Origin of the sequence: Ensifer sp. NM-2 (assembly GCF_003024455.1) — a bacterium.
In the GTDB taxonomy this organism is placed as follows: domain Bacteria; phylum Pseudomonadota; class Alphaproteobacteria; order Rhizobiales; family Rhizobiaceae; genus Ensifer; species Ensifer canadensis.
Genome location: NZ_PVZR01000025.1, coordinates 79,986 through 97,753 on the forward strand (window position 1 = coordinate 79,986; position 17,768 = coordinate 97,753).

A 17,768-nucleotide genomic window follows, 5' to 3' on the forward strand; every position below is an offset into this window, starting at 1 on the left:
AGCTGACGTTGCTGAGGCGGGAAGAAAGGACAAGCTCGTATTCGCGATCGCATCGCATGTCCGTCGGCTGATTTAACCTGTGCGCGCCACCCCTTTCTGAGGTCACTTCCAACTAACATCGAGCTGCCCATCCATCTACTCCAAGTCAGAAATCAACATGGATGCTAGCAAGAACGACACTTCCTTTGCGCTCGCCATTGTGCAAGCGAGCATCAAGCGGATCGAAGCGATCAATCCTTTTAAGAAAAATGCCGGAACACGGCCCAATGACCTCCTCGATGAATTGGCGGCTACGTTGGAGGCCGTCGATGAACTCAAGGCTCTTGCAAAGGCATTTAAGGGCGGTAAGGCCGCCGCTGAGCTGCGCAAGGCCGCCGCCGAATTCGAGCCTTTCGCCACTTTTAAGACGGCCGCCAACAAATCGTTCTCTGGCGTATTACCGCAGGAAAGCGTCGGGCAGTTTTGGCAGTCGGTTAGCAATGACTGCATGATGGTCACAAGGTCAGACCGCGACGCGGCAGTGGGACCTCCGCTCGTCTCTGATCTGGTGTTGCACGACGCCACGCCGGAGGAGATCAGCTGGTACAAGTGGACACTCCTCGTTGTGCTCTATGCCGTTGAGTTCGCTCTCCTTTACGGACCGATGGTCACGATCTGGAACCTTATTCGCCAGTTGGGCGGAGTTTCATTCAAGGACCCCACGCGGATCGCCACCGAGATCGGCGCCGCCATTTTGGTCGCGATGACACTCCCGGACTTCCAGCGCCTGCTTCGACACATCCTTGAGCGCGTCCAACTCGCTGCTGACTTCGAAGGTAATGTCGACAAGGGCAAGGAGCATGTGCAGATGATCGCCACCGGAATTCTGGGTGGAGGCACCATCGACATGGGGATCAAGGCGGGCGCGGCGATTGCCGGCGGCCATCCGGACAAAATCAAGTATGCCATGTTCCTCGGCAACTTCATGGCATTCTTCACTGCTGGTCTCATCAATGTGGCGGGCCAGATGGCCATCGGCAGGAAGCTTGTTGTCGGAGCGGCGGGAGATGTATTTCCCGGTGATGCGATCGATGCTGTGGAAGCATTTGGGAGGCATTATGTCGACATTGATGTCCTGATGTATGAGCGCTTGGTGCATTGTCTGAATTGGGGTTGCTACGAGGTGTATGGAGGCGGTCTTGCACTGTTGGCAAAGGGGGCAGCGGCCAAGGAGATCGCACTTGCGGGCAGTTTGGCGATTTTTGTTTCGGGCTTTAAGGTGTCTTTCTATTGGGCGGAGCGACTACGTGCGCGCCGGGCTGTAGATGCTTAGTCGTATCTGAATTCAATATTCGTTTTAGGTTCATCGCTTCGTTCCCATGCATGGTCGTCTCTTCGCTCCAATTCACAGGATCGGAGGGAATTTTCTGGTCCCGTGCCGAGACTTCTGACAAGCAGTTTGCCAAGACGCGGCGCCAAGCCTGTTTTAGAGGGTTGGCAGGATATAAGTGTCAGTAGTGTCCGTTCATATAAACCTACCTCTGTACCTCTGTACCTCTGTACCTCTGTACCTCTGTACCTCTGTACCTCTGTACCTCTGTACCTCTGTACCTCTGTACCTCTGTGCGTCTGTGCATCTGTCGCTACCCCGCTCGTTATTGAACCGTCTTGCAGGTGCGATCTTACTTTCGCATGTCGATCGTGTTGGCTTCCCAAGTCTTGCTGATGTGAGGCAAGTCTAGATCTTCAGGGTCATTTAAAATCAGGCTTAGGACCCTCGGCGGCGTGAGGGGCAGAGTATACACGGGCTTTCCGATAGCCCTTGAAACTGCGCACGCAATTGTAGCGCCTACGTTGAGAATAGGAACCTCACCGGCTCCTTTAGTGCCAAGCGGACCGATTGACGGTGCCCCTTCATGTAGCTCTATCTGAACCGGGACGACATCAACCGCGAGCGGCAGTCGATACGTCTCGAAGCCACTCTGCAGGATCCTACCGGTCGGACCGACCGACATCTCCTCATGAAGGGCATAGCCCAGGCCCTGTACGACGCCGCCCTGTATCTGGCTATGGATGGCGCGTGGGTTAAGCGCCCGTCCAACATCCTGTACGACGCGGTAGCGCAGGACCTCGACATGCCCTGTGTTGGGATCAACGGCGACCTCACATTCATGCACGGAGAAGACTGGGATATCGATGGCGTCTATGAAATGCCCCATAGCGCACCCTGCCATGGCTTCGACGCCAGGGTTGGTGAAAGACCCGGTTCCTGATACCGGTCCAGTCGTCGCCTGAATGTGGGAGGCTACCGCTGCGACCGTCATTCCTGAGCCCGGCACGCCCCGGATCTCGACCCGTCCGCCTCCGAGCTCTAGATTTTCCACCGACGTCTGCGACAATTCGCTAGCGGCTGCGAGAACCTTATTGCGCACTTCGTCTGCCGCCGCCGTGCTGGCGGCGCCGAGCGATACAGTGGCGCGACCGCCGCCGACGCCGAGGTCGAAGCCCGCGGCATCGGTATCGGCCGCCTTGACGTTTACCTCGTGCGGCGAGATACCCAGTCTCGCCGCAACGATCTGCGGCAGCGACTGCATCATCGTCCCCGAACCGATCTCTACGCCGGAGGTGATCAGCGTGGCGCTACCGTCAGCGTTGAGATTGATCGTTGCTGCGGACGGCCCCACGAAGATAAACCAAGTGCCTACAGTCGTTGCGCGGCCGAACAAGCGCCGGTCGCCCTCCTTCTTTAGCGGAGACGCCAAACGCAGAACATCCATCTTATCAAGCATCGGCCGAAGCACTTCCCCCTGGAAGACTTGGCCAGTTGAGCCAAGATCTCCATCACCGATGACGTTGCGGCGACGAAACTCCATCGGGTGCATGCCGATCGCCTCACAAATCTCGTCGGTATGCCGTTCGAGCGCAAAGGTGTTGTACACACCGTTGCAGGCGCGGAATGCGCCGTTCGGCGCAGTGTTGGTATAGATCGCGCGGCTGGAGAGCCGTACGGCGCCGAGTCTATAGTTTCCACCCAGGGTGTGTGCCGTCATCGTCGTCAGGAAAATCTGCTCGCCCCCATAGGCACCGCAGTCCATCAGAACGGTGGCCTCTCTGCCGACGATTTCACCTTCGCTAGTGACCGCGGAGCGGATACGGATTTCCGCGTTTTCTCGGCACAGGCACGTCAGCATTTCCTCGCGTCGAGAATTAACCAGCGCGACCGGGCGTCCCGTCTTCGCGGCCAAGATTGCGGCGAAGGGTTCCAACGAGCAGTCGAATTTCAAGCCGAACGCGCCGCCGACCGGCGGAACCGTGACGCGAATTTTCGAGGCAGGGACCCCAAGCGCCCGAGCGGTGACGTTACGCACTGTCCAGGGAACTTGGGTCGAGGTCTTGATGTGGTAGCGGCCATCCTTGAAGGTTGCTACGACGGCGCGCGGTTCGAAGGGCACCTGGTTTTGGCGGCCAACGGTGAAGCAGCTGTCAATGATCTTGACGTCGGGACGGGCGAAGGCCGCGACGGTATCTCCCCTCACGACCTTCGCCTCCCACGCAATGTTGCCGCCGCGCGCCGCGCCCTCTAGCAGCACTTCGTAAGACTTCCAATCCTCATGAACAAGGGGCGCCTTTTCGGCGAGTGCCTCCGCCATAGTCAGCGATGCAGGAAGCGGCTCGAGTTCCAGTTCGACCGCAGCGACTGCTGCCCTTGCCTGCTCCAGCGTCTCGGCCGCAACCGCGGCGATCGGCTCGCCATCGTAACGGATAACGTCTTTTGCAAAGAGCGGATGGTCCGCTATGCCGATCCCAAAAAGACCGGGTGCATCTTCAGCGGTCGCGATCCCACGCACACCTGGCATTTTACGCGCCTTAGAGCAATCGAGGCGCAAGATGCGGGCAGACGCCACCTCCGAACGAAGTATGAAGGCCTGCAATACCCCGGGCTTAACGTGATCAATGGTATATTGCGTGCGGCCGCGTAGTTTATCGCGCGCATCACGCCGTGCAAGGTTCATGACGGCGGGCTCTTTTACCGACACGGTCATTGCGCAGCCTCCACCCCGTTTGTTAAAGAAAGTACTGCATCGATAATCCTCTCATACCCCGTGCAACGACAGATGTTGCCGACTAGCGCCTGTTTGATCTCGTCGCGCGTTGGGGCGGGATTATCTTTCAAGTACGCCGTCAGCGTCATGACCATCCCTGGGAAGCACATGCCGCACTGGACGACATCGTGATCTTCGAGGATCTGCTGAAGCGGCGTCACCTCGCCCTCGATGCCGAGCCCCTCAATCGAGGTAATCTCGCACCCGACGGCAAGCCCCGAAGGCTTCAGGCAGGACGGCGTCGGAACCCCGTCGATATGGACCATGCAGGCGCCGCAGAAACCTTCGCGGCAGACGGCCTTGGCGCCGGTCAGCAGCATAGCCTCCCGCAAGACGTCGACAAGCGGTGTCATGGGATCGCCGTAAAACAGCCGTTCCTCACCGTTGATCGTCAGGCTCAGCGTCATCTCAGGCTCCCATGTTGTTTGTAAGCAGACTCTCGAAGGCCAGCCGGACGAGAGCCGGCAGAACCTTGACTCTGTACCATCCCGGCGCCTCGACGCCGTCGCGTCCACGGAAATCGCCACAGACCGTCGCTGAGCGGGCGGCAATGCTCTCCGGGTCGACGGGCAGCCTCGTTACCGCCTGCTCCAGCGCCACCCATCTTCGCGCCACGTTCTCGACCGACCCGACGAATATTCTCGGATTGGCGATCGTGCCGTCGGCATCAAATTGGATGGCGACGCTGACGATCGCGACCGGGTAGTCGCCGGCCTTCTTGAGCGGAAGGCGCGCATGGGCCGAGCGGCGCTCGTGATGGCGAGGCACCACGACTTTCGTCACGATGCCGGTAGGGGGCGAACATCGAACCGCTAGGAATTCATTGAGCAGCATGGTCCGGCGTTCATCCTTCACGGCGGTCTCTACTGTCGCGCCGAGGCACAGCAGCGCCGGCACCAAATCGGGCGCGGCGAAGGCCGCAGCGCAGATGTTGCCGCCGACCGTCGCCATGCTGCGGATCGCCGGATTGGCGGAACTTGCCGCAGCGCGATTGAGCCCTGCTAGATCCGGCAAACCGGCAATAGCTTGCGCAAGCTTCGCATGTGTCACGCAAGCACCGATCTCGACCCGGTCTTCGGTGACGTCCACCTTCGTCATTCCATCGAGATGCGCGATCGCGACATAGCTACGCGGGTCGAATTCCTCGCGATGATCGGCGCGCATGATCCAGGTCCCACCGGCGAAGAATTCCGCCGTGTCCCCGAAGCGTTGATAGGCGTCGAGTGCATCGTCGAGCGAACCTGCGATATAGAGCTGACGCGTGGCGGGAGGCTTCATCGCGTTGTTCCTTGCAGTAGTGGCTGTGTGGCACCAACCTTTGGCGGCGCACCGAAAGGTAGCTGGTCGATCCTGTCGTCATTGGCGTGCCGATCGAGCTGCACGACCTGCGCCAGGATCGACAAGGCAATGTCGGCGGCACTCTTCGATCCGCCGAAAATCCCGGCAGGTCCATGGATGCGGTCGACGTCGGCAGTTTCGACACCGCGGGCGCGCAGCCGCTCGACGCGTTGCGCATGGGTTCGACGACTGCCGATTGCGCCGATATAGAAAGCCTCGCTCGCAATGACGATTGGCAGCAATTCCTCTTCCCAATCGTGATCGTGGAACAGGAAGGCAATGGCTGTGCGCGCATCAATGGCGACGTTGGGCGCGCGCGCCTTGCTGAGCAGGCGGATGGCATCCGCTCCTGCCTCACGCCCATAAGCCAAAGTGGAGTCCTCGTTGGAATAGAGCACGACCTCGAAGGCAGAGGTGACCGCCAGACGGCAGAGCAGCACGGCGACCGGGCCTGTACCGAAGATGATCAGGCGGCGGCGCGGCAAGAAATTCAGGCTGAGGTTTTCCGTCTCCGCGCTGTTGGCCGTGCCGTCGAAGGTCAGTCGACCCTCCTGCCGCGCCAACAGGGTCCGGTCGATTGACAGCATCTCCTGTTCCGTGCGTTTGACGTCGAACAGCAGTTCGATGGCGCTGCCGCAGGGGAGCTGGATATCGATATAGGGAGATCCCTTGCCGTAGCGGATGCGGCGGTTGCGCCCTTCCCGGATCGCTTCCGTCGCCTCGGTGACGATCGCTTGCTCGATGCAGCCGCCGGAAAGGTAGCCGACCCATTCTCCATCTTGGTCCACCGCCATCTGCGCGCCGAGCGCCCGGGGCGAGGACCCGTCGATCAGAACCAGCGTGACGAGAGCGAAGCGCTTGCCGGATTTCGCCGCATCAAGGGCGAAGTCGACGACGTAGTCATCAAATTTTTCCCAGGATCCATCGGGGTTTCTCATGGCCGGCGCTCCGCTCTCATGGACCTTAGCGCCGGAGGATCATCTTGTAACGCATCTGGTCGATGATTACAGCAAGTACCAGCAGGCTGCCGAGTAGCACCATCTGCATGTAGGAGCCGATCTGCATCACGTTCATGCCATTCTGGACGAGCACGATGAAGAAGGCGCCGAGGACAACATTCTCGACTCGGCCGATGCCTCCGCGTAGCGAGACCCCGGCGATGACGCAGGCCGCGATCGATTCCAGCGCGACCGTGCCACCGAGATTGGTTTCGCCACTTTCAACGCGCGCTGTCAAAAGGATGCCGGCCAGCGACGCGAGGAGTGCGCAAACGACATAGGCGATGAACAACGTCACCTTGGTGTTGATGCCGGACAGATGCGCCGCCTTGATGTTCCCGCCAACCGCATAGACCTGGGCGCCGATCCGCAGTCGGTTCATCACCAGCCACATCACGACAATTGCCATCAGAGCGATCAGCACCGGCACGGGAATGCCGAGGATGCGGCCGAAGCCGAAGAAATCGCTGAACTCGTAAGGCAGGTTACCGATCGGCACGCCACCCGTCAGGAACAGCGCGGTGCCTGCGCCGATCGACTGAACGCCGAGCGTCATGATGAAGGGCGAGACCCCGAACACCGATATGCCGATGCCGTTCAGCAGTCCGATAACCAGCGCCGCCGCGAAGCCAGCTAGCAGGCCCAGCGCGATGACAAGCCAGACGGCATCGGGAAACATCGTCGCGGCGGCCACCATGGCCGAGGCGGAAACGACGGAGGTCAGCGCGATCGCTGTGCCGACGGAAAGATCGAAGCCGCCGGTGATCAGCACCAGCATCTGCCCAAGCGAAACGAGCACGAGATAAACGGATTGCCGGGCGACGTTGGTCAGGTTTTGCACGGTCAGGAACTGCGCCGAAGCGAAGGCGAACACGACAATCGCGATCAGCAGGAAGAAAGGCAGGACGCCGGCGCGAAGGAAAACCTGCCTGACGAACAGGAGCGGCGAAAACCCGGAACGGATCCCGGTATCCTGAATGGTTTCAGTTCTGCCGGTCATGCGGCTTTCCCTTCTGTCTTGAAGAATGCTTTGAGTACGTTGTTCTCGTGGATATCGGCGCCCGAGAGTTCCGCCGTGATCCGGCCGCTGGCAAAGACGATCAGCCGGTGCGCGAGGTTCATCGCTTCAGGCAGGTCGGACGAGATGACGACGACGGCCTTGCCGGCTTCCGCCAGTTCCTGGATCAGCCGGTAAAGGGCTGCGCGCGTTCCCATGTCGACGCCGACCGTCGGTTCGTCGAAAACATAGACGCGGTAATCACGCCCGAAGCCCTTGCCGAACAGCGCCTTCTGCTGGTTTCCACCGGACAGGTTGGCCACCGGCCGGGCCATATAAGCATCTGTGAGATCGACCTTGCGGCCGATGCTCGTCGAAAGCGCATTCTGCCGCCTGCTCGACAGACCGGTCGCCGTCGCGATGTCGTTGCGGAACAGAAGGCCGAGATTGATGTTGCTGCGCGCCGTCGCGCCCAGCATCAGCCCTTCGTTCTTGCGGTCCGGTGGCAAATAGAAGACGCCGTCGCGCAGGAAGCGTCGGGTCGGCGCGCCGGTGAAATCCTTTGCGTCGAGATGGACCGTGCCAGCATGGATCGGCGCCAGGCCGAGGGCCGCGCGAAATGCGCGCGACTTGCCGCTGCCGACCAGGCCAGCAACGCCCAGAACCTCGCCGGCCCTGATCTCGATATCGGCGCCACGGACGCCAGCGGCATGAAGTCCGCGGATCGACAGGACGGACTTGGGATCGGCGGCCCGCGCGATCGTCGGGTAGATCTGGCCGATGGCGCGGCCGGTCATCATCTCGACGAGCTTGTCGGACGTTGTGTCGCCGATATCGACGGTTCCGATCAGCTTGCCGTCGCGCAGGACGGTGATCCTGTCGGCAATGATCGAGAATTCCTGAATGCGATGGGAGATGTAGATGATCCCGACGCCCCGCGCCTTCGCGTCCATGACGATACGGAAAAGCGTCTCGGTCTCCCGCTCCGTCAGCGATGCTGTCGGCTCGTCCAGAATGAGGACACGCGCATTGGAGTGGATCGCCTTGGCGATTTCCGTCATCTGCTGCTCGGCACGTGACAGCGACACGACAGATGCGCGCACATCTATGTCGAAACCAAGATCGTCGAAAAGCTTCCGCGCCTCGCGCTCCATTCGGCCGCGATCGATGAACGGGCCGATCATCGGTTCGGCGCCGAGAAAGATGTTCTTCGCGACGCTGAGCGTCGGCACCAGGGAAAATTCCTGGAAGACGGCGGAAACCCCCTTGCGCTTGGCGTCGGCGACGGAAGCGAAAGCGATCTCCTCGCCATCGAGCTTCACGCTTCCCGACGTCTGCGGATAGACGCCGGACAGGATCGAGATCAATGTCGATTTCCCGGCGCCGTTCTCGCCGAAGAGGACATGCACTTCCCCCGGCATCAGTTGAAAATTGACCCCGTCGAGCGCCGTCACGCCCGGAAAGGTGCGGCTCACCTGTGTCATCTCGACGAGCGGCCTGGTCGCGCCCTGCATGACGAAATCTCCTTCTCCTGCTCCGGCATGGCTTGCCGGAGCGCCCTTTGTGATTTTCAAGCTCAGTTCACGGCGAACGCGGGCTTGAAACCATCGGGTGGGAGGATGGTATCCTTGCTGACTGTGTCGATGTTCTCGGAGTCGAGCACGAAGATCTTCGGTCCGACATGCTTGATGAGGTCCTTCTTCTCCAGAGCGCGGACGACCTGATCGACGGCGACACGTCCCTGGATGACCATCGAGTCCGCCGGTGATGCGGCGATGAAACCGCGCTTGATGCCTTCATAGACGCCGGGCGTCATGTAGAAGGACAGAAGATCGACCTCGCCCTTCAGCCCACGCTCTCGGATCACGCCCTGCGCGGCTTCGGCCGTGACGGCGGTGCCGGCGATGTACTTGACGTCTGGCTCGGCCTGCAGGAGATCCTCGACCAGCTTGAGCTGAACTTCCTTGCCGGTATCGCCGAACTTCGGATCGAGGACCTTGAGGGACGAGCCCCTGACCGCGTCGAGGAAGCCCTTGTTGGCCGCCTCGACCCAGCCGGCGCCGGCCGGGCCCGGGAACCAGCCGACCTTGACGGGATCGCTGCCGGCCGGATGCTTCTTGGCGAGATAGGCGCCGGTCTCGTAGCCCATTGTGTAGAAGGATACGAGCGACTTGGCGGTAACGTTGGGCGAGGAGATGCCGTTGATGACGTCGATGACCGGAATGCCCTTGGCGGTGATTTCCTTGACGAGGTTGTTCAGGCCGTCGAAGGAGATAGCACCGATGATCACGGCTTCCGCGCCACTCGACACGCAGTCCTCGATCTGCGAGATCTGCTTGGCGAGCTCGGTGTAGCCTCCGGCTTCGACGACGTTCAACTTGACGCCGAGGTCCTTCGCCTGCTCGACGACGCCATAGTCGACGCCCAGCCAGTAGGCGTCCTTCATGTGCGGGAAGGAAACGCAGACCTTCCACGGTTTTTCCGCCTTCTCCAACGGCGTATATTCGACATCCACAGCCTTGCCGTCGGCCGCGAAGGGCGGCTCGATTTGCTGGGCTGGAAACGGATACCAGTTGTCGGCATGAGCATTCCCCGACAGGCCCGTCAGGATGGCGGTGCAGGCGGCGAGATAAAGTCCCAGTCTACGCATTTTCATTCCCCTTTTTTGCGTGCGCGTTGATCAGTTGAAACTGGAGCGAAGTCTCCCGAGGAGTGCAGTTCGCTCCTGCCGAGCCCCCAACGCTTCATCCATCGTCACTTCGATGAAGCGGGTCGGCGTGTTCGGCTGAAGCTGGGCGATGAAATCCATGTCGGCGGAGATCACCGTGCCTACCATGAAGTATCCGCCGCCGGAAACGGCATCCCGGTGCAGGATGATCGGCTCGGTACCGCTCGGGATCTGGATCGATCCGTAGGGGTAGCAACTGTCGACGATGTTGGAGGGATCGGAACCGGCGCCGAACGACTGCTTGCGCTCGACGAATTCGATCTTGCGCCCGCCCTTGAAGCGATAGCCCATGCGGTCCGCTTCGTTGGCAACCTTCCAGGTGTCAGCGAAGAAGTTTTCCTTCGCGGCATCCGTCAACCTGTCCCAGTACAGGCCCGGAAGCACACGCAATTCCGCGGGAGTGCCCGGCCGGCGGCGCAGGTTCGCCGCGACAGTCCATCCTTCCGTCGCCAGCGAGCCGTCCCCGACAGGCAGTTCATCGTCGATCGCAAGGGCCCTGCCCTTGTAGCCGCCCAGCGCGCCGATTGGGTAGGTCGAGCGGCTGCCGAGCGCGACCGGCACATCGATGCCGCCGGAAACAGCGATGCAGATGCGGGCGCCAGACTTCAGGAAATCGAAGGTCAGCACCTGCCCCGCCTTTACCTTGAAGGCCGTCCAGTCTGGCACGGGTTCGCCATCCACCTTCGCAGGCATATCCGCCCCGGTCACGGCGACGAGCGCATCCTCGGTGAATTCGAGCTTCGGGCCCATGAAGACCGCTTCCAGCCCGGCCGCGCCCTCTTCGTTACCGACGAGCAGGTTCGCCGCCCGCATGGCATAGCGATCCATCGCGCCACCCATCGGGATGCCGAGGTGGAAATAACCGGGCCGACCGAGATCCTGAACGCTCGTAGCCACACCGTGGTGGAGTACCTTAATGGGCATAGAGAGCCTCCTCCAGCGTTTGGTTGTAACCGTCGATATCCTTCTGGAATTCGCGCAGGTCGAACTTCACCTCGCGGATCGGCGGGGCGAAACGGCCCTTGTCGACATCCTCGACGGCCTGATCGTAGGCGTCGCGATCGATCGGCTTGAACTTGACGATGTCGCCCGGCCGGAAGAACACCATGAAATCGCGCAGGTAGCTGGTCGTCTGCGTCGCGTCGAAGATCGGCATCGGCGTGATGCCGAACATCTGGTAGCCGCCGGCGCCGCGAACGGAATAGATGCAGCCGAAGCAGCCGCCATGACCGACCGTCAGCCTCGGCGTATCGGTGCGCGGCCGCAGGTATTTCGGCACCTCGATCTGGCGTTGGCGCTCGACCATCTGGAACATGAACGGTAGGCCGGCGACGAAGCCGACCATCGAAACGAACCATGGCGAACCGTGGTGCGCTCCAATGAAGCTCGCGACATCCGTATAGCCGTTGATCTTCGCGCCATAGTCGAGATCCGTGCCGCCGGGCTCCTGGTGGCGCTCGCGGAACCGCATCAGCGTCTCGTACGTCCAGGGATCGTTGTAGAATACCGGGATTTCGACGATCCGGGTCTTAATAACGGGCTCGGCCCGTTCCGCCGCGCCCTCGATCCGCCGGACCTCCTTCAGGATGTCGTCCGGCTTGATGACATCAGGATTGAATTTGATCTGCAGGGAGGCGTTGGCCGGGCAGATCTCGGTCACGCCGTTGATCCTGCTTTCGCGAATGCCCGTCGCTATGGACAGGCTCTTGAAGAAGGCCTCAAGCGACATCTCGTCACTGCATTCGACGAACAGGTGCTCATCACCGCCGAACGTATAGCTTGCGGGCATCAGGCGACCTCCGGCTTGGTGGTGTCGTGTGGAACAAAATCAGTTTCCAGCCACCCTTCCAGGAAACGCGTGTGGAACGCGCCAGAGCGCACGGCGGGTGCCGCGGCCAGTGCCTGATGCAGGGGAACTGTCGTGGGAACGCCGTCAATCGCCAGCTCGTCCAGCGTCTTGCGCAGCCGATCGAGGCATTCGCTGCGGGTCTCGCCCCAGACGATCAGCTTGCCGAGCAGCGAGTCATAAAATGGCGGTATCGTATAGCCCTCGTAGAGCATGGTATCGAAACGGACATGCTCACGATCGGGAACGGAAAGATGCTCGATCCTGCCCGGCGCTGGCGCAAAGCCCTTGAAGGGGTCCTCCGCGTTGATGCGGCACTCGATCGCATGACCGCGCGGCGCGATATCGTCCTGCGTCACCGAAAGCGGCGCCCCCCCCGCTACCTTGAGCATCTCCTGGACCAGGTCGAAGCCCGTGATCATTTCTGTAACCGGATGTTCGACCTGGATACGGGTGTTGACTTCGATGAAGTAGAACTCGCGGGCATCCTCGTCGTAGAGGTATTCGACAGTGCCGGCGCCGGTATACGCGACCTCGCGTGCAAGTGAGATGGCACTCTGGCAGAGCTTCTGGCGCACGATCGGTGGAAGTTGGAAAGCGGGCGCTTCTTCCCAAACCTTTTGCCGGCGGCGCTGCAGCGAGCATTCGCGCTCGTAGAAGTGCACGAAGTTTTCTCCGTCGCCAAAAATCTGTACCTCGACGTGACGCGCCTTGGTGATGACTTTTTCGATATAGAGACCGCCATCGCCAAAGGCGGCCGCAGCTTCCGCGGAGGCGAGCGGAAACTGCTTTTCGAGTTCCGCCGTCGTGTCGACGATCCGGATGCCGCGGCCGCCGCCGCCGGCCGCCGCCTTGATCATCAGCGGAAAGCCGGTACGCTCCGCGATGTCGCGCGCGGCGGCGATATCCGTTACCCGACCGCCGCTGCCCGGCACAGTCGGTACGCCTGCTCGGGCTGCGACTTCACGGGCCGCAACCTTGTCACCCAGCAGCCGGATGGCGTCTCCGCTCGGGCCGACAAAGACCATGCCGGCGGCAGTGACAGCGTCGGCGAAGTCGCCGTTCTCGGAGAGGAAGCCGTAGCCCGGGTGCACGGCATCGACCTTTGCCGCCTTCGCCGCAGCGATCACCGCGTCGATGTTGAGATAGGATTTCTTCGGCGCTGGCGGACCGATGTCGATTGCTTCATCGGCGAGTCTGACCGCCAGCATGTCGGCATCGGCGGCGCTGTGGATCTGGACGGTGCGGATGCCGAGCGCCTTCGCCGCCTTGATGATCCGAACCGCGATCTCGCCGCGGTTCGCAACGAGGAGAGATCTTATCGTCATGCTTCGACCTCCGCGATGACCTGGCCGGCCATGATCGGCTCTTCGTTCTCGGCAACGAACACGATGTTCTTGCCGGTCACGCCGGCAGGGATCTCGTGGAAGGTCTTCATCACCTCGATGACGCCGACGACGTCCCGCTCGCCCACATCGTCACCATCGTTTTTGAACAGCGGGGAGTCGGGCGCGGACGCCCGGTAGAAAGTGCCGGGAAGCGGCGAACGGATCTCAAGCTTGCTCATGATGTTCCCTCATTCTCATTGATGTTCGAGTTGCGAAACCGGCCCGATCCGGATGCCTTCCGTCACCAGCGCCTCCCGCAACTCGCGGACGATATCGAGCGCCCCGAGCGTGTCGGAGTGGAAGCAGATCGACTCGAACTCGATGTCGACGTCATTTCCGTTGATGGTCTGCACCTTTCCTGCTTTGCAGGCGCGCAGTACCTTGCGGGCGATGGTCTTCGGGTCCAGCCGCCCGGCGTCGCGCGTGAATGCGATCGAACCGCTGTCATCATAGTCGCGATCCGCATAGAATTCGCGGACAACCGGGTGACCGAGCAAGCGGGCGGCGGTATAGGTGGCCGAAATACCCATGCAAAGAATGGGAACGTCCGGCGCGGTGATACGCATATACTGCACGAAGGCGTCGGAAAGGTCGGGATTGACAGCAAGCTCCATGTACAGAGCGCCGTGCGGCTTTACGTGACGAATGCTCGTGCCGTGACGACGGCAGAACTCCCGCAGCGCACCGACCTGGTAGACGATGTCGTTGATGATCTCCTTGTTGCTTCCGGAGATCTTTCGGCGGCCAAACCCTTGAAGATCGTTATAGCCTGGGTGAGCACCCACAGCAACGCCATGCTGGACGGCAAGCTTTACTGTATCGTCAATGAGATTAGGATCGCCAGCATGGAAACCGGCCGCGATATTTGCTGAGCTTATATAGGGAATGAGACGGCTATCCGTCGTGTCGCCGATGCGCCATTTTCCGAATGCCTCTCCCATATCGCAGTTGATGTCGACGGTTGTTCTCAAGTGGATGCCCTTCTTGATGCAGGCGAACCCGCCTATACGTCAGCCGATGAAATACTGACTGGGCACCACGGTAGAAACAAATCTTTCGTTTGAAAAATAGATTCTTTTTCGGAACAATATCAAAAAATCAGAACGACGCTGCCATTCTGGCAGCAGAAAATAACGTTTAAAAACAGGAGGATGTGCTCGTTGCCAAAAAAATAGGATCTGAAATGACGCTTTTGTGCGCAGCAATATTCGTTTTTGCGCTGCGAAGTAAGAAAACTTGTGTGGGGAAAGTCGATGTCGTTTAGTGTCCGCCAGCTGCGATATTTCGTTTCGACGGCAGAATATGGCCAAGTATCGCAGGCAGCGATTAATCAGAATATTTCGCAGTCCGCTATCACGGCTGCCATCAAGGGCCTCGAACAGATCGTCGGGGTGCCGCTATTCAACCGTACCACCCACGGGATGGAACTAACGGCGCCGGGACGCCAGTTTCTGTCGCATGTGTACGAAATCCTTGCCAAGATCGACGAAGCGATGCATCTCAACTTCATCAACAGCGATGTCGAGGGCGAGATCGTCGTGGCGGCGACCTATACAGTTATTGGCTACTTCCTGCCGCTGCACATCGAACGGCTCCGGCGATTGTTTCCTAAGATCTCGGTGCAGCTTTACGAGATGAACCGCGATGCGATCGAAGAGGGGCTGCTCACCAACCGTTACGACATGTCGGTGCTGCTCACTTCAAACATCACCAACCCGCTGCTGACAACCGAAACCCTATTAAGTTCGCCCCGGCGGCTATGGGTGCCGGCGCAGCATCCTCTCCTGAAGCTCAAGAGCGTCGGCTTGAAGGAGATATCAAACGAATCCTACATTATGCTGACTGTCGATGAGGCTGCACAATCAGCACTCAAATACTGGACCCAAACGCAGTGGCAGCCGAACGTCGTTTTGCGAACATCCTCCGTAGAGGCCGTCCGTTCCATGGTCGCCAATAATCAGGGAGTCGCGATCCTATCCGACATGGTCCACCGCCCGTGGTCGCTGGAAGGCCGGCGCATCGAGACGATCAACATCGAGGAGAACATACCGGCGATGGATGTCGGGCTGGCCTGGCGCGCGGGCCTTAAACTGACACCAGCGATGCTTGCATTACGAAGCTATTTCCAGCAGGTTTTCGGTCTGCCGGGAGGCGCCGCAGCAAAACACGAGTTGCCACTGTAAGACTGGCATTAAGAACAAGCATGCCACTTTGCCATGAGAGCGGTCTCCAGCCGGTCTCGATCACGATTCGCCGGCAAGCGGGCGCGTCTGCCAGCGAGGCTGCGATCGCTTCAGGTGACGATGCCGTTTTCGCCTCGTGAACGAAGGTCTCGTCCCGGTTGAGGCACACCATTTCGAGGCCCAGCAGACGGCATACATTTCCGATAGGCGTTGGCCAGATGTCTTCGCCGAAAGGTTCGTCGAAGGGGGGGGGAGGGTACGGGAGACATTGCCTGACGCGCACGCTGGTCGGGGTCCGCAACCAGCTCCTGAGTATCTCAATCCAGCTGAGCAACCAGATCCGCGGCCTGATGAAAACATTCGGCCTCATTGTTCCCAACGGAAGGGGTAGGGTGTTTGATGGTAAAGTGAGGGAGCTATTAGCTGGGAATGACGACCTTGCAGCAATCATATTGCCTCTACTTGAGGCATGGCGCGACATACGCAAGCGCACGGCCGATCTGGATCGCCAGCTGCTCGCAGTGGCACGGCAGAGCCAGTCGACGAAGCTCCTGATGACGATCCCGGGTATCGGCGCCATCACGGCGGTGTCCTATGTTGCAGCGATTGAAGATCCAGAAAACTTCAAAACGTCGCGCTCGGTTGGTGCCTGGCTCGGGCTGACAACCCGGCGCTACCAGTCAGGTGAGGTCGACTATAACGGCCACATCTCGCGACGAGGCGACAGCCATCTGCGGGGACTGCTGTATGAAGCGGCAACGGTCCTTCTCACGAGAACCAGGCCCAGGAACGAAAGCAGTCTCAGGAGCTGGGGGCTGAAACTGCGCGAGCGGTTGGGCTTCAAGCGCGCTGCGGTGGCAGTCGCCCGGAAGCTTGCGGTTATCATGCACAGCATGCTCGGGACAGGAGAAGTGTTCAACGCCTCGGCTGGCGCTACCGCTTAAGCGACAATGGTCCGAGACGATCGCGCCGCGAGCGTGACCCTCGTATATGGGGAGGCAGCCCTAATTTAAGGTACTGCGTCGATTACATTGAGGCACCCACGTCCCGAACGCTAACATGCGGCGACCCAGTGTTAACCGCGAAGAGAACCATAGAGCCGGCGGGAACATATAAGTCAAAAGGGAACTTGCAATCAATTCCGCGATCAGAGAAACTCATGTCTTGTAGTCGGTGCCGATCGTTCCACGCGACGATCCGTCTTATGCAGGAGCGCCGACCTCAAGGATCTCGATGCGCAGACTGCCTCGGAGGCGGAGACACAGGACCGGGTCGAGACTATCCAGGCGGTCACGCTTCAGATCATGCAGTCGCGCAAGATCGTGATTGCCGCGGTGCACGGCTGGTGTGTCGGCGGAGCGCTCGAATGGGCCATCAACTCATCGGAACTCGAAGCGCAAAAGAGCAGCATTAACACGACCGCTTAGGATGGCAGGATAGAGACGACTGTAGTTCTGTGCTTTTTCGGGTTCGCCTTCCGTCGCTACGCTCGAGAGAGTGCAAGCACACTTTTCCGAAAATGCGCGCGATACCTACCGTCGTCCTTATCGGGAATAGCTTAAATTCTTGGTGCTCTAGTGGATCAGTCGCGCAATCCCCTCAGGGGAGGCAAGACATGTTTCGGGAACCGCAATGTAATTTCTTGGGGGGGGCGCCAGGCCAGTTTTGTTCCCCTATTTGATGGGGTACGCCGCACCAAGATAACCGGTCAAAGGAGCGTTACAAATCAATCTGACAAAAGAGATCCTCCATCCCGCGTCCCAATAAAACACCAGCAACGAATTGGCAGGCCCGCTGCCAATTTCTTCCGCGCGTTGCGATGGCAGCGTTCACTTTCGCGCTAATCTGAGAGTGCCAACAGCAGGTCGATGTATTGAATTGGATCGTTCTCCATTTCCTCGAGCCCTTGTTGAAGATTTCCAATCAAGGAATGGATGTCGTCGTCGGGCTTGTCGAAGCGCTCCAAAAGCTCTTTCTTGAATGCTTGGATTTCTGCTTCGGCGTTGACGCGCACCGAAGCCAGTGTATGCCGGCGCAGCTCTTGATGGGGATCGGCTCGTGCCCGGGGTGCCAGGTCAGAAAGTTTCTGGATGGCGGAGCGTTCATCGTTCAATCCGGCGAGAATTTCTTGCTCGTCCTCCGCTGTCATTGCGCGAAGATTGGCGTCCATTTTCGCAATAAGAGTTGGTACATGAGTTGCGGCCCTTT

At 59.9% G+C, this 17,768-nt stretch carries 15 protein-coding genes and 1 pseudogene; 3 read left to right on the top strand and 13 right to left on the bottom strand.

The window, feature by feature from the left end; genetic code table 11:
• Positions 1-157 precede the first annotated feature (157 nt).
• Entirely contained in the window at positions 158-1,312 is a 1,155-nt protein-coding gene (locus C6558_RS32655; RefSeq protein WP_107028285.1) for a hypothetical protein, read from the top strand.
• Positions 1,313-1,661: 349 nt separating this feature from the next.
• On the opposite strand, the gene C6558_RS32660 is transcribed toward C6558_RS32655, so the two are convergent.
• The 12 genes from C6558_RS32660 to C6558_RS32715 all read right to left on the bottom strand — a co-directional run bounded on the left by C6558_RS32660 (position 1,662) and on the right by C6558_RS32715 (position 14,348).
• Positions 1,662-4,022, bottom strand: a complete 2,361-nt coding sequence (locus C6558_RS32660; protein WP_107028286.1) for a xanthine dehydrogenase family protein molybdopterin-binding subunit — start codon at positions 4,020-4,022, stop codon at positions 1,662-1,664.
• Positions 4,019-4,489, bottom strand: a complete 471-nt coding sequence (locus C6558_RS32665; RefSeq protein ID WP_107028287.1) for a (2Fe-2S)-binding protein — start codon at positions 4,487-4,489, stop codon at positions 4,019-4,021. Before C6558_RS32665 ends, C6558_RS32660 begins: the two co-directional genes overlap by 4 nt.
• A 1-nt stretch (position 4,490) precedes the next feature.
• The gene (locus C6558_RS32670) at positions 4,491-5,360 is read right to left on the bottom strand and encodes a xanthine dehydrogenase family protein subunit M (RefSeq protein ID WP_107028288.1); all 870 of its coding nucleotides are present in this window, start codon (positions 5,358-5,360) and stop codon (positions 4,491-4,493) included.
• Positions 5,357-6,358, bottom strand: a complete 1,002-nt coding sequence (locus C6558_RS32675; protein ID WP_107028289.1) for an XdhC family protein — start codon at positions 6,356-6,358, stop codon at positions 5,357-5,359. Before C6558_RS32675 ends, C6558_RS32670 begins: the two co-directional genes overlap by 4 nt.
• Before the next feature lie 25 nt (positions 6,359-6,383).
• Complete coding sequence (locus C6558_RS32680) at positions 6,384-7,418, bottom strand: ABC transporter permease (RefSeq protein ID WP_107028290.1); 1,035 nt, start codon at positions 7,416-7,418, stop codon at positions 6,384-6,386.
• Positions 7,415-8,929 (bottom strand): sugar ABC transporter ATP-binding protein, encoded by a 1,515-nt coding sequence (locus tag C6558_RS32685; RefSeq protein ID WP_107028291.1) that lies wholly within the window; start codon positions 8,927-8,929, stop codon positions 7,415-7,417. The genes C6558_RS32680 and C6558_RS32685 overlap by 4 nt, the downstream gene beginning before the upstream one ends.
• 62 nt (positions 8,930-8,991) lie before the next feature.
• Positions 8,992-10,071, bottom strand: a complete 1,080-nt coding sequence (gene torT, locus C6558_RS32690; RefSeq protein ID WP_371412319.1) for a TMAO reductase system periplasmic protein TorT — start codon at positions 10,069-10,071, stop codon at positions 8,992-8,994.
• 24 nt (positions 10,072-10,095) lie between these two features.
• Positions 10,096-11,067, bottom strand: a complete 972-nt coding sequence (locus C6558_RS32695; protein WP_107028292.1) for a biotin-dependent carboxyltransferase family protein — start codon at positions 11,065-11,067, stop codon at positions 10,096-10,098.
• A complete protein-coding gene (locus tag C6558_RS32700; RefSeq protein ID WP_107028293.1) occupies positions 11,057-11,932 on the bottom strand; it encodes an allophanate hydrolase subunit 1 in 876 nt (291 codons plus the stop codon). The genes C6558_RS32695 and C6558_RS32700 overlap by 11 nt, the downstream gene beginning before the upstream one ends.
• Positions 11,932-13,317 carry an acetyl-CoA carboxylase biotin carboxylase subunit gene (locus C6558_RS32705; RefSeq protein WP_107028294.1) on the bottom strand — a complete coding sequence of 462 codons (1,386 nt, stop codon included), beginning with the start codon at positions 13,315-13,317 and terminating at the stop codon, positions 11,932-11,934. Before C6558_RS32705 ends, C6558_RS32700 begins: the two co-directional genes overlap by 1 nt.
• A complete protein-coding gene (locus C6558_RS32710; protein ID WP_107028295.1) occupies positions 13,314-13,556 on the bottom strand; it encodes an acetyl-CoA carboxylase in 243 nt (80 codons plus the stop codon). The genes C6558_RS32705 and C6558_RS32710 overlap by 4 nt, the downstream gene beginning before the upstream one ends.
• 15 nt (positions 13,557-13,571) lie before the next feature.
• On the bottom strand, positions 13,572-14,348 hold the full coding sequence (locus C6558_RS32715) for a 5-oxoprolinase subunit PxpA (RefSeq protein WP_107028296.1): 777 nt from the start codon (positions 14,346-14,348) through the stop codon (positions 13,572-13,574).
• Positions 14,349-14,630: 282 nt separating this feature from the next.
• Here C6558_RS32715 and C6558_RS32720 point away from each other — a divergent pair, with 282 nt between their 5' ends.
• Both C6558_RS32720 and C6558_RS32725 read left to right on the top strand, forming a co-directional pair.
• Positions 14,631-15,560, top strand: a complete 930-nt coding sequence (locus C6558_RS32720; RefSeq protein ID WP_107028297.1) for a LysR family transcriptional regulator — start codon at positions 14,631-14,633, stop codon at positions 15,558-15,560.
• 272 nt (positions 15,561-15,832) lie between these two features.
• Positions 15,833-16,504: pseudogene (locus C6558_RS32725) on the top strand (IS110 family transposase); the annotation flags it as partial.
• Between the two features lie 896 nt (positions 16,505-17,400).
• Here C6558_RS32725 and C6558_RS40110 read toward each other — a convergent pair.
• On the bottom strand, positions 17,401-17,768 hold a 368-nt coding region (locus C6558_RS40110), incomplete at its 5' end, for a hypothetical protein (RefSeq protein ID WP_158268987.1).